The 12,785-nt window shown below is 71.6% G+C and carries 11 protein-coding genes; 7 read left to right on the top strand and 4 right to left on the bottom strand.

Annotation, left to right across the window (positions count from 1 at the left end; genetic code table 11):
* Positions 1-45 precede the first annotated feature (45 nt).
* The gene (locus AC507J_RS10315; RefSeq protein WP_496288876.1) at positions 46-795 is read left to right on the top strand and encodes an HD domain-containing protein; all 750 of its coding nucleotides are present in this window, start codon (positions 46-48) and stop codon (positions 793-795) included.
* Positions 796-884: 89 nt separating this feature from the next.
* Here AC507J_RS10315 and AC507J_RS10310 read toward each other — a convergent pair whose 3' ends face one another.
* Positions 885-1,433: a hypothetical protein gene (locus AC507J_RS10310; RefSeq protein WP_496288875.1), complete on the bottom strand. Its 549-nt coding sequence runs from the start codon at positions 1,431-1,433 to the stop codon at positions 885-887.
* A gap of 94 nt (positions 1,434-1,527) precedes the next feature.
* A complete protein-coding gene (locus AC507J_RS10305) occupies positions 1,528-2,175 on the bottom strand; it encodes a hypothetical protein (protein WP_496288874.1) in 648 nt (215 codons plus the stop codon).
* Positions 2,176-2,844: 669 nt separating this feature from the next.
* Between AC507J_RS10305 and AC507J_RS10300 the strand changes: the two genes are divergently transcribed.
* Both AC507J_RS10300 and AC507J_RS10295 read left to right on the top strand, forming a co-directional pair.
* Positions 2,845-3,075, top strand: coding sequence for a hypothetical protein (locus AC507J_RS10300; protein WP_496288873.1), 231 nt, complete (start codon positions 2,845-2,847; stop codon positions 3,073-3,075).
* A 202-nt stretch (positions 3,076-3,277) separates the two neighbouring features.
* Entirely contained in the window at positions 3,278-4,720 is a 1,443-nt protein-coding gene (locus tag AC507J_RS10295) for a cellulase family glycosylhydrolase (protein ID WP_496288872.1), read from the top strand.
* A 187-nt stretch (positions 4,721-4,907) separates the two neighbouring features.
* On the opposite strand, the gene AC507J_RS10290 is transcribed toward AC507J_RS10295, so the two are convergent.
* Positions 4,908-5,966: a sporulation protein gene (locus AC507J_RS10290; protein WP_496288871.1), complete on the bottom strand. Its 1,059-nt coding sequence runs from the start codon at positions 5,964-5,966 to the stop codon at positions 4,908-4,910.
* 188 nt (positions 5,967-6,154) lie between these two features.
* On the bottom strand, positions 6,155-7,594 hold the full coding sequence (locus AC507J_RS10285; RefSeq protein WP_496288870.1) for a glucose-6-phosphate dehydrogenase: 1,440 nt from the start codon (positions 7,592-7,594) through the stop codon (positions 6,155-6,157).
* A gap of 340 nt (positions 7,595-7,934) precedes the next feature.
* On the opposite strand from AC507J_RS10285, the gene pgi reads away from it, so the two are divergent.
* From pgi to AC507J_RS10265, 4 genes are all read left to right on the top strand, one after another.
* Complete coding sequence (gene pgi, locus AC507J_RS10280; RefSeq protein WP_496288869.1) at positions 7,935-9,569, top strand: glucose-6-phosphate isomerase; 1,635 nt, start codon at positions 7,935-7,937, stop codon at positions 9,567-9,569.
* Positions 9,570-9,761: 192 nt separating this feature from the next.
* Positions 9,762-10,820, top strand: a complete 1,059-nt coding sequence (locus AC507J_RS10275) for an AAA family ATPase (protein ID WP_496288868.1) — start codon at positions 9,762-9,764, stop codon at positions 10,818-10,820.
* Complete coding sequence (locus AC507J_RS10270; RefSeq protein ID WP_496288867.1) at positions 10,817-11,791, top strand: DUF58 domain-containing protein; 975 nt, start codon at positions 10,817-10,819, stop codon at positions 11,789-11,791. The genes AC507J_RS10275 and AC507J_RS10270 overlap by 4 nt, the downstream gene beginning before the upstream one ends.
* A gap of 2 nt (positions 11,792-11,793) precedes the next feature.
* The gene (locus AC507J_RS10265) at positions 11,794-12,744 is read left to right on the top strand and encodes a VWA domain-containing protein (protein WP_496288943.1); all 951 of its coding nucleotides are present in this window, start codon (positions 11,794-11,796) and stop codon (positions 12,742-12,744) included.
* The last annotated feature ends 41 nt before the right edge of the window (positions 12,745-12,785 follow it).

Genomic DNA, 12,785 nt, shown 5'->3' with positions numbered 1-12,785 from the left:
CGGGGCGAGGCGGCGGTGGGGGGCGGGATCGGGTATAAGGGGCGGGTGGAGTTGCCGCCTTATCTGGCCAGCATGCCGATGCACGCGATCACCGAGATGTACGGGGAGGTCGGGCTGCGCGAGCGGTTCCGGCTGGAGAGCGAGGTGTTCGACGCAGAGGGCCGGCGTCGGCTGGGCGAGGCGTTGGAGTTGGCCGCCAGGCTGCACCACGCCGACCGACGATCCCGCGAGCCGTACCTGAACCACCTGCTCCGGGTGGCGATCCGGATGATCCACTACTACGAGGTACGCGACGTGGACGTGATCGTCGCCGGGCTGCTGCACGACGCCGTGGAGGACCACCCCGTTGAGTTGGCGGGCGGGAGCGCAGCGGGCGGCATTGCCGAGGGCGGGAGCGATCCGAGCGCGGCGGCGTTGGCGGTGCTCGGCGAGCGGTTCGGGGCGCGGGTGGCGCGGCTGGTGGCGGCGGTGACCAACCCGCCGTGGGATCCCGGACGCGACCGAAACGAGCAGTACTGCGAGCATCTCGCGGTCAGCCTCGACCGGGAACCTTGGGCGCGGGTCATCAAGGTCTCCGACTTCACCGACAACGGAGTCGGCGTGATCCACTCGGTCGGGCCGAAGGTCGAGTCGTCGGCGCGCAAGTACCGGCCGCTGGTGCCGCTCTTCCGGGACCTGGTCACCCGGCCGGACACTCCGCTCTCCGCGCCGGTGCGGCAGCACATCCTCGACCAGCTCGACCTGGCCGAGGAGCGCTTCAGCGCGATTCTCGACCAGCCTGCCCAGCGCGCCTGAGCTGGTTTGGCAGCTCAGGCGACCGTTGAGCTGCCGCCCTGGCTCTGCCAGGTCAGGCGACCCTTGAGGTGCCGCCCGGCCTCGCCAGGTCAGGCGTCCGCTGTGGTGCTGCTCGGTGCGGTGGTCTTCTGGTAGAGGCGGCTCTCCAGCAGGCTGGCCTGGGCGACCGAGCCGCCGCCGACGCCGAGACCGCTGCGGGCGGCATGGTAGAAGTTGTCCCGCGCCTCGTTGGCCCGGTGCAGCAGGTCGGGCAGTTCCTGTTCGGACGGCATACCTCGGGCGAGGCGTTCGATCGCCCAGACCGCGTCGCGCCACGCCCGTGCCGCGGTCACCGTAGGTCCGTCACCGAGCAGCAGTACGTCCTCCCAGGCGATCGTGTGCCGGAAGGCGGCCTCGGTCAGCGCGGCGTTCTCCTGTTCCCGGTCGAGGTAGCCGCCGATCATCCGGCTGGCGATGGTGTGTACCTCCTTGAGCGCCCGGGCGAATTCGGCGTACGCGTCGAGCCGGCGCTCGTCCCAGCGCACCGTCTGGCTGCGACGCCAGCGTGACCGGTCGGTGAGCGAGGTGGCGACGATCGTGCCGATGGTGCCGATCAGCACACCGAGCAGGGCAGGCAACTGTGCGACGAGGCTCCCCATGGCGTCAGCCTGCCAGTCACCGGCAACGGCCGACATCCGGGGCGGACAGCGACGGCGGGGCGGGACACCGGTCCCGCCCCGCCGTTGCGCCACCTCAGGAGGTGAACTTCTCCAGGGCGAGTTCGATGGCGGCGGTGTCCGGCTGGGCGTACGCCTTCATGGTCTCCTTGTTGTAGGAGATGAAGCTCGGGCAACGGACGGCCGGGGCGTTGATCCGTCCACCTTCGCCGATCTTCTCACCGGTCTTCGCGGCGTAGAAGGTGAGCGTGTAGCGCGAGGAGACGTAGTCGACGGTGACCTTCTTGTCGTCCCGGTCCGTGTACTCGCACTTGCGCGCCTCGCCCTCGCTGCCCTGCTCGAAGGCGAGGCAGCCGACGACGGAGACCGAAGCCCAGTCCGAGGTCCGCGCGTGGTACGGCTTGTCGAAGCCGACCGACTTGCTCAGCCAGGAATCCGGGCGCTCCGGCGAGTTGGCGAAGGTGTACACCTTGGCGCCCTTGGCCGCGGTGTACGGCGCGGCGTTCAGGATCGGGCTGCCCTCGCAGACCGACGACATGTCGCTGGAGTTGCGGGCGGTGACCGCGTTGTTGTTCTGCGGCTGCTCCTCCGGTGACGGCGGGGCTGCGGGAGACTGGCTCGCGTTGGGCGAGCTGGTCCCGCCGGTGGCGACCGTCGGCTCGTCGTCGTCGTCGGAGAGGGCGAAGAAGCCGATCACCCCACCGCAGGCGACCAGCACCGCCATGACCACGGCGCCGACGCCCACGCCGATCCAGAGCCCCTTCTTCGAGGAGCTCTGCGGCGGGACGCCGTACGACGGCGGCGGGACCGGTGCGCCGAACTGGGGCGGGTATCCCGGCTGACCGGGTTGACCGGGCTGACCGATCGGGGAACCGGGAGGCAGAGGGTGGCCGACCGGGGAGCCGGGCGGGACCGGCTGACCGACGGGAGAACCGGGCGGGGTGCCCCAGGCGGCGTTCGGATCCGGCTGCCCTCCGTACGGAGGGTAACTGTCACTCATGTGTGGCCCTTGTCGAAGTCGAGCGGTTCACTTGCACAAGATCAGAGCCAGGGTAATGAGCGAGGCAAATCGAGACGGCGACTCCCCTCGGTCGCGTTCCGCAGCGTGGACACGGATCGTGACGAAGCCGGATCATCCCGACCTCGCTTCGGGCACCGCCGCCGGGCCTGGTTTCGCGCCGCCGCCGGGCCTCGTCTCGCACCGCCGCCGGGCCTGGTTTCGCGCCGCCGCCGGGCCTCGTCTCGCACCGCCGCCGGGCCTGGTTTCGCGCCGCCGCCGGGCCTCGTCTCGCACCGCCGCCGGGCCTGGTTTCGCGCCGCCGCTGCCGGGCGTCCGGTGTGGCCGTGCGACACAGCGGGTATCTGACCGGGAAGCGGCGAGGAGGAGGACGAGATGACCGATCCCAGGTACACGCCGATCGCGGTCACCCCGGCCGGCAGGCTGGTCGACGACGCCGGCGACCCGGACGGCGGTGCGGTGGTCGGCGCGGACGACGCGGCGGCCGACGCCGCCCGGGCCGGTGCCGACGTCGATCTCAGTGGTGCGCGGCGGGACGTCGACCCGACCCCGGTCGGGGCCGCCGACGCCGAGGCCGACCGGCGACGCGCGGCCGGCGAGGCGTGACGGCACCCCTCGCAGTGCGAGGCGGGCAGGACGCCCCGGGACCTCGTTCCCGGGGCGTCACATTTCTCGACACTTTGATACATGGAAATATTGCGTGACTGTTTCGCGGCATCGTAGGCTGCCGTGGGAGCGCTCCCGGCCACCGTCCGACGGCATGGGAGCTGCCGTACCCACCACCACGACCAGATTGCGACGGTCCACCATGAAGCATCCCCCGCGCCGCACCCGCCGCCTGCTGGTCGCGGCCGGTGCCGTCGGTGCGCTGACCCTCGGCGCGCTGGCGGCCCTTCCTACCACCAGCGCGATGGCCGCGACCGGCTGCTCCGTGACCTACACGACGAACAGCTGGTCCGGCGGCTTCACCGCGAGCGTGACGATCACCAACCTCGGCGACGCGGTAAACGGTTGGACGCTCGGGTTCACCTTCCCTGACAGCGGCCAGCGCGTCACCCAGGGCTGGTCGGCGACGTGGAGCCAGAGCGGCAACGCCGTCACCGCCCGGAGCGAGAGCTGGAACGGCTCGCTGGCGACCGGCGCCCGCACCAACATCGGCTTCAACGGCACCTTCACCGGCGCCAACCCGGCCCCGACCTCGTTCACCCTCAACGGCACGGTCTGCACCGGCTCGACGGGCCCCACCACGCCGGCACCGACCACTCCCCCGCCGCCCACGACTGCGCCGCCGACGACTCCGCCGCCTGTCGGGCAGACTCCGGTGGCCATCAACGGCCAGCTGCGGGTCTGCGGGGTCAACCTCTGCAACCAGTACGGGCGGCCGATCCAGTTGCGCGGCATGAGCACGCACGGCATCCAGTGGTTCGGTAACTGCTACAACCCCGCCTCGCTCGACGCCCTCGCCATTGACTGGCGCGCGGATCTGTTCCGGATCGCCATGTACGTGCAGGAGGACGGCTACGAGACCGACCCCGCCGGCTTCACCAACCGGGTGAACAACCTAGTCGAGGAGGCCACCCGGCGCGGCATGTACGCGATGATCGACTTCCACCTGCTCACCCCGGGTGACCCGATGTTCAACCTGGAGCGGGCCAAGACCTTCTTCGCCGCCGTCTCCGCCCGGCACGCCGCGAAGAACAACGTGATCTACGAGATCGCCAACGAACCGAACGGGGTGAGCTGGTCCACCATCAAGAACTACGCCGACCAGGTCATCCCGGTGATCCGGGCCAACGACCCGGACGCGGTGGTGATCGTGGGCACCCGGGCCTGGTCCTCGCTGGGCGTCTCGGAGGGCGGCAACCACACCGAGATCGTCAACAACCCGGTGAGCGCCAGCAACGTCATGTACGCGTTCCACTTCTACGCCGCGTCGCACCGGGACAACTACCGGGCCGAGGTGGAGCGGGCGGCGGCCCGGCTGCCGCTCTTCGTCACCGAGTTCGGCACGGTCGACTACACCGGTGACGGTGCCGCCGACCTGGCCAGCAGCACCCAGTGGCTGGACCTGCTGGACCGGTTGAAGATCGGCTACGCGAACTGGACCTTCTCCGACAAGGCCGAGGGCAGCGCCGCGCTGCGGCCCGGCACCTGCAACGGCAGCAACTACACCGGCACCTCGATGCTCACCACCTCCGGTGCCTTCATGCGGGACCGCATCCGTACCCCGGACAACTTCCCGACCAGCTGAGCCTGTACCACCACCACACGGCGGCCCCGGCGTTGCACCGCGCCGGGGCCGCCCACTGCGCCCACCCCGCAGCCGCCGGTGCACCCGAGCCGCCGCCAGGACGGGACCGCCCGGCCACCAGTGGGGAGCCTGGTGGCCGGGCGGTCGGTACGGGGTGGTCAGCCGCTCACGGGGAAAGCCCGTGGTCTCACTCCTCGCCGCCGTCCTCGCCCTCGTCACCGCCGAAGGAGTCGAAGACCTCCTCGGCGACCATGCCGCCCGCGAAGCCGAGCGCCGCGCCGCCGACCACCCCGGCGGCCACCGCGCCCATGCCCGGACCCCGCCGCTCGTGGTGCTCCTCGTAGTGCCCGTAGCCGGGCTGGTGCGGCGGATAGCCCGCAGGTGCGCCGTAGCCCGTTGGGGCGCCATAGCCCGTTGGGGCACCGTAGCCCGCAGGGGCGCCGTAACCGGGCTGACCGGGGTGCAGGGTCTGGTACTGCTGCAACGCCTCGCGCAGCCAGCGGTCGACCTCGGCGGCCCAGTCCAGCCCGTCGGCGTCGGCGTGCGCGACCCGGTAGCGGCCGTATGAGTCGTGGCTGCCCATGAAGAGACCGGCCTGCCGGTCGAACTCCAGGACGATCTCCACACCCTGCTCGTCGGCAAGGAAGGTCAGCTCGACCTGGTTGACGCCGTGGGCGTACTGCGGCGCGGCGTAGTACTCGATCTCCTGGTAGAAGGGGAGCGTCTGGTGCGCCCCGGCGATGTACCCATGTTCCAGGTCGGCGCTCTTGAACTGGAAGCCGAGCTGGCCGAAGGCGGTCAGGATCCGCTCCTGCACCGGCAACGGGTGGACGTGGACCGGGTCCAGATCGCCCTTGTCGACCGCGCCCCGGATGGCGACCTCCGTACGCAGGCCCATGGTCATGCCGGGCAGCCGCTGCCCGTAGATGTCGGTCACCGGGGTCTGCAACGGGATCGGAAACTGGAAGGGGATCGCCAGCTGCTGCCCCTCCGCCAGGCGCAACCCGCCCGCGACCGGGATGCGGTGGAACTCGACACCGGCGTCGTGCTCCCCCTCCGCGCCGTCAACCTCAACCCGGGTCACCAGCCCCAGCACGATCTGGTCGATCTCCACGTCCTGACTGCCGCCGGTGAGGTTCACCTGCCCGTCGAGCGTCAGGCCGGGACGGGTGCTCGGATTGGACAGGACCGTGTCGACGCTGGGCGCGCCGATCCCGAAAGCACCCAGCATCTTCTTGAACACCACGAGTCTCTCCCTCGACAGTGAGCGGGCGCGGCACCCGGCGAAAACGTGAAACTTTCACGCAAACCCTTGTGCCACAAAGGGATCAGCGCCGTCCATGATGGATCCCGTCGCGCCGGGAAGCTAGCACCGACACCTGAAAGATAGCTGAGAGAGATCAGCCTGTTACGATCAGTGAAAGCGGCGACCGATCAGTCCGGCACCGGCCCGAGCAGCGAGTCGGCGGGCCCGGTGGAACCCGCCGAGTACTCCCCCAGCGGCACCGCCCCGGCTTTCCAGGCGGCCAGCACCGGCTCGACGATCCGCCAGCACTCCTCGGCGACGTCACCGCGTACCGACAGCGTCGGGTCACCCTCGAACGCGCCGCGCAGCACCTCGCCGTACGCCGGCAGTTCCCCCGGGCCGAAGTCGGCCGTCAGCCGAACCCGGTCCAGGTCGAACGGGTTTCCGGGACCGTTGATGTTGAGATCGAGACCGAGGCAGTCCGGGCCGAACCCGATCCGCAGCCGGTCGGACTGCTCGTAGCCGATGAGCCCGTCGGGCACCCGGGTCGGCTGCTTGAAGGTGATGATCGCCTCCTTGCGTACCTCCGCCATGGCCTTGCCGGACCGCAGCCGGAACGGCACCCCCGCCCAGCGCCAGGTGTCCACGGTCAGCACCAACTCGGCGAGGGTTTCGGTCTGCCGGCTCGGGTCCACGCCCGGCTCGTCGGCGTAATTGGGCAGCCGGCGCCCGGCGATCTCGCCCGCCGTGTAGCGGGCCCGCCGGCTGGCCGCCACCGGGTCGTCGTTCCAGAGCCGGGCGGCCCGCAGCACCTGCGCCGAACGGCCGCGCAACTCCTGGGCCTGCAGGGTCGGCGGCGGGTCCATCGTGAGTAGGGCGAGCACCTGGAGCAGGTGGCTCTGCACCATGTCGATCAACGCGCCCGCGCCGTCGTAGTAGCCGGCCCGGCCCTCCAGCCCGAGGGTCTCGTCGAAGACGATGTCCACGCAGGCCACATGCGTGGCGTTAAGCACCGGCTCGAAGATCCGGTTGGCGAACCGGAGGCCGAGCAGGTTCAGCACTGTCGACTTGCCCAGGAAGTGGTCGATGCGGTGGACCTGGTCCTCCGGCACCAGGGTGGCCAGCAGGTTGTTTAGCGAGTGGGCCGAGATCCGGTCGACGCCGAACGGCTTCTCCAGCATCAACCGGGTGCCGGGCGGCACGCCGATGCGGGCCAGCGCCGCTGCCGCCCGGGCGGTCACCATCGGCGGCAGCGCGAAGAAGATCACGACCGGCCCGGCGCAGTCGGCGAGCAGCCGCCGCAGGTCGTCCTCGCTTGTCACGTCGGCGGGCACGTACCGGCTGGTCCGGATCACCTCGCTCTCGGCGGGTCCGTCGGCGCCGACGGTGGCGAAGGAGTCGGCCACCCGGCGACGCCAGCGTTCGTCGTCCCAGTCGTCCATGCCACTGCCGATCAGCCGCAGGCCGGGGACCCCGCCGCTGGCCAGCAGCACGCCCAGACCGGGCAGCAGCAGCCGCCCGGTCAGGTCACCGCTGGCACCGAGCACCAGCAACGTCTGCCGGATGGGCCGGGTGGTGGCGGAACTCACGGGAGCGGTTGCGGGGGCGCTGGGTACCGGCGTCGTCATGCCTCCACCTTGCCCTGTGCCGATCAGCAGCCAGGCACGGACCCCGCCGACCAGCGAGGCACGGACCCCGGACGGCCGGCCGGGCACGGACCCCGCCGACCAGCGAGGCACGGACCCCGGACGGCCGGCCGGGCACGGACCCCGCCGACCAGCGAGGCACGGACCCCGGACGGCCGGCCGGGCACGGACCTCGGGCAGCCGGGCGCGGCCGGCTGCCGACGGTGAGCGGTCCACCGCGTCCGGCTCGCGCCACGATCTTCGTGTGGCAGGCTGGTCCTACCTCCGCCGGCGCACCACGACGCCGGCGACGCGCCGACCCTGCGAGGAGACGATCGATCCGATGGCTGCGGACGTCACCACCACCGACGAGTGGCAGGCCCTGCGCAAGCACGCCGACGAGATCCGCGCGACGCATCTGCGGGACCTGTTCGCCGCCGACCCCCAGCGGGGCGAACGGTTGACCGTCGAGGCGGCCGACCTCTACGTCGACTACAGCAAGAACCTGGTCACCGACGAGACGCTCGGACTGCTGACCGCGCTGGCCGAGCGGGTCGGACTCGCCGACCGGATCGCCGCGATGTTCGCCGGGGCGCACATCAACGGCACCGAGGATCGGGCCGTGCTGCACACCGCGCTGCGGCTGCCCCGCGACGCCACGCTGACCGTGGACGGCCAGGACGTGGTGGCCGACGTGCACGCCGTACGGGAGCGGATGGCCGAGTTCGCCGAGCAGGTGCGCTCCGGGCGGTGGCGTGGGCACACCGGCGAGCGGATCCGCACCGTGGTCAACATCGGCATCGGCGGCTCCGACCTGGGACCGGTGATGGCGTACGAGGCGCTCAAGGGGTACCGCGACGGCGACATCAGCTGCCGCTTCGTGTCGAACATCGACCCCACCGACATCGCCGAGACCACCGCCGATCTCGACCCGGCGACCACCCTGTTCGTGGTGGTGTCGAAGACCTTCTCCACCCAGGAGACCCTGGCCAACGCGACGGAGGCCCGGCGCTGGTTGCTGGCCGGGCTCGGTGCCGGCGAGGAGGCGGTGGCCAAGCACTTCGTCGCGGTAAGCACCAACGCCCAGCGGGTGAGCGACTTCGGCATCGACCCGGCGAACATGTTCGGCTTCTGGGACTGGGTCGGCGGGCGGTACTCACTGCCCTCGGCGGTGGGCCTGTCGGTGCTGCTCGCCATCGGGCCGGCCCGCTTCGACGAGCTGCTCGCCGGCTACCACGCCGTCGACGAGCACTTCCGCACCGCGCCGCTGGCCCGCAACGCACCTGTGCTGCTGGGGCTGCTCAACGTCTGGTACGCCAACTTCCTCGGCGCGCAGACCCACGCGGTGCTGCCGTACTCGCAGTACCTGCACCGGTTCCCGGCGTACCTGCAACAGTTGACCATGGAGAGCAACGGCAAGTCGGTGCGTACCGACGGGCAGCCGGTGTCGTACGACACCGGGGAGATCTTCTGGGGCGAACCCGGCACCAACGGTCAGCACGCCTTCTACCAGCTGCTGCACCAGGGCACCCGGCTGGTGCCGGCGGACTTCATCGGGTTCAGCGAGCCGAACCACGACATCGGCGAGATGCACGACCTGTTCATGTCCAACTTCCTCGCCCAGACCGCGGCGCTGGCCTTCGGTCGTACCGCCGAGCAGGTCGCCGCCGAGGGCACCCCGGCGGACCTCGTGCCGCACCGGGTCATGCCCGGCAACCACCCCACCACCACGATCATGGCCGAGCGCCTCACCCCCAGTACCCTCGGCCAACTGGTCGCCCTCTACGAACACATCGTGCTCACCGAGGGCGCGATCTGGGACATCAACCCGTTCGACCAGTGGGGCGTCGAACTCGGCAAGGTGATGGCCAACCAGTTCGCCCCGCTGCTCACCACCACCGCCCCCGACCTGGCTGACGTCGACTCCTCCACCGCCACCCTGATCTCCCGCTACCGCACCCAACGCGGCCGCAACTAGAGAGTCGACCAGGAGGTTCCGGTCGCGACGCGCCGGTCCGCGCGACCACAACCTCTTGGTCAACTCCCAGGTTGAGTCCGCCGTTCGGTTGGCTTTCGGTCCGTTCTGGCCCAATGGGTCACGAGCGGGTACCCGGGCTTCCCCGTTGTCCGGGTACCCGCCTCGACGAAGGACGCGACCGAGGAGCAACGCATGCGGAGCACCATCGACAATGCCCCCGTACGCGAACTGGACGCCGCTGGCGGGCGCGCCGACGACACCCGGCTGCTGGAACAGACCCTGTTCGAGGTGAAGCGGGTGATCGTCGGGCAGGACCGGTTGGTGGAGCGGCTGCTGACCGCGTTACTGGCCCGGGGACACTGCCTGCTGGAGGGGGTGCCGGGGGTGGCCAAGACCCTCGCGGCGGAGACCCTGGCCACGGCGGTGGGCGGCAGCTTCGCCCGGATCCAGTTCACCCCCGACCTGGTGCCCTCGGACATCCTGGGTACCCGGATCTACCGGGCGTCGAAGGAGAGCTTCGACGTCGAACTGGGACCGGTGATGGCCAACCTGGTCCTCGCCGACGAGATCAACCGGGCGCCGGCCAAGGTGCAGTCGGCGCTGCTGGAGGTGATGGCCGAGGGCCACATCTCCCTCGGCGGCCGGACGTACCCGGTGCCGACCCCGTTCCTGGTGCTGGCCACCCAGAACCCGATCGAGTCCGAAGGGGTCTACCAGCTGCCCGAGGCGCAGCGGGACCGGTTCCTGATGAAGGTCGTGGTGGACTACCCCACCGACGACGAGGAGCTGGGCATCCTCTACCGGATGGGCACCAGCGTGCCGGCCGCCCGGCCGGTGCTGGATCCGGGCCGGCTGGTGGCGTTGCAGGCGCGGGCCCGCGAGGTCTTCGTCCATCACGCCCTGGCCGAGTACGTGGTCCGGCTGGTGCTTGCCACCCGGGACCCGCAGCGGTTCGGGCTGGCCGACGTCGCCGCGCACCTGGCGTACGGTGCCAGCCCGCGCGCCACGCTCGGCCTGGTCGCCGCCGCCCGGGCGCTGGCCCTGCTGCGCGGACGCGACTACGTGCTGCCCGTCGACGTCCGGGAGGTCGCCGCCGACGTGCTCGCGCACCGGCTGGTGCTCTCCTTCGACGCGGTCGCCGACGACGTCGACCCGACCGAACTGGTGCGACGCGTCGTCGAGGCGGTGCCACCGCCGCAGATCGCCCCCGCCCAGGAGGACCAGGGGCCGGGCCTGGGGGCGGCGGCATGAACTCCGACTCGACCAGGCTCGGGCAGTTGGCGCCGCAGCGTCGACTGCGCCGGCTGGAACTGATAATCACCCGCCGGCTCGACGGCCTGCTGCACGGGCAGCACCTGGGCCTGCTACCGGGGCCGGGCAGCGAGCCGGCCGGCAGCCGCGAGTACCGCCCCGGCGAGGACGAGGTACGGCGGATGGACTGGTCGGTGACGGCGCGGACCGCGGTGCCACACGTGCGTACCGTCGACGCCGACCGGGAGTTGACCACCTGGACGCTTGTGGACGCCACCCCGAGCATGGACTTCGGCACTGCGGAACTGGAGAAGCGGGAGCTGGCGGTGGCCGCGGTGGCGGCCGTCGGGTTCCTCACCGCCGGTGCCGGCAACCGGCTCGGCGCGCACGTGCTCGGCGACGCCGGGGTACGCCGATTTCCCGCCCGCACCGGCCGTCACCACCTGCTCAGCCTGCTGCGTACGTTGCTGGCGGTGCCTCGCGGCCGACCGGCCACCGCGCCGGTGTCGCTGGCCGACGCGATCGACGGGTTGCGCCGGTCGGCCGGCCGGCGTGGGCTGGCGGTGGTGGTCTCCGACTTCCTCGACGGCCTGCCCGACGAGGGGGTTGGCGACGCACCACCAGACTGGGAGCGGCCGTTGCGCCGGTTGGCCGCCCGCCACCAGGTGCTCGCCGTGGAGGTCCGCGACCCGCGCGAGTTGGAGCTGCCCGACGTCGGCCTGATCACCCTGGTGGATCCGGAGAGCGGACGCCGCCGCGAGGTCTCCACCGGCAGCCGCCGGCTGCGCGAACGGTACGCCTCGGCCGCCGCCGCCCAGCGGCTGGCGGTGGCCCGGGCGCTGCGCCGGGCCGGCGCCGCCCACCTGCCGCTGAGCACCGACCGGGACTGGATCGGCGACATCATCCGGCACGTGCACGCCCAGCGCCGCCTGTCCCGCACGCCCCGACGCACCAAGGGAGGTGCCGCATGAGCCTGGGTTGGGAGTCGCCGCAGCGGCTGTGGCTGCTGGTCGGGGTGGTTGCCCTGGTCGTCGGCTACCTGCTGCTGCAACGCCGACACAGCCGGTACGCGGTCCGCTTCACCAATTTGCGGTTGCTGGACAAGGTGGCGCCGGCCCGCCCGGCGTGGCGACGACACGTGCCGGCCGGGCTCTTCATCGCCATGCTGGCGCTGCTGGTGGTGGGCTTCGCCCGCCCGACCGACGACGTCCGGGTGCCCCGGGAACGAGCCACCGTGATCGTGGCGGTCGACGTGTCCCGGTCCATGCTCGCCGACGACGTGCCGCCGGACCGGCTGATCGCGGCCAAGGACGCCGCCCAGGAGTTCGTCGCGGACCTGCCGGAGGAGTTCAACGTCGGGCTGGTCGCGTTCGCCGGCAACGCGTCGGTGCTGGTGGCTCCCGGCGGTGACCGGGAGGCGGTCGCCGCCGGCATCGACCGGCTCGACGAGGGGATCACCAGCCTTCAGGGCACGGCGATCGGCGAGGCCATCCACTCGTCGCTGGAGTCGATCCGCAGCCTGGACGCCCAGGCCGCGGAGGAACCGCCGCCGGCCCGCGTGGTGGTGCTCTCCGACGGGGCGAACACCTCCGGGCGCGACCCGGTGTCGGCCGCCGCCGACGCGGTGGAGGCGGGCGTGCCGGTGGACGCCATCTCCTTCGGTACGGCCGAGGGCCGCATCGGCGGGAGCCAGCCGGTCCCGGTAGACGGGGAGACCCTGCGTACCGTCGCCGAGCAGGCGGGCGGCGGCTACTACGAGGCCGGCAGCAGCGACGAGCTGCGCGAGGCGTACGCCGACATCGGCTCCTCGGTCGGCTACCGGATGGAGCGGCAGGACGTCTCGGCGCGGTTCATCGGCGCCGGCCTGGTGCTCGCCCTGCTGGCCGCCGGCGCTTCGATGCTCTGGTTCTCCCGGCTGCCCTGACGGGCTTCTCCCCACCCTGCCCTGACGGGCTTCTCCCCGCC

The organism is Micromonospora sp. PRAS1 (assembly GCF_059553435.1).
Note: the sequence above shows the minus strand (reverse complement) of the source record. Positions and strands in the feature narration are given on the sequence as shown.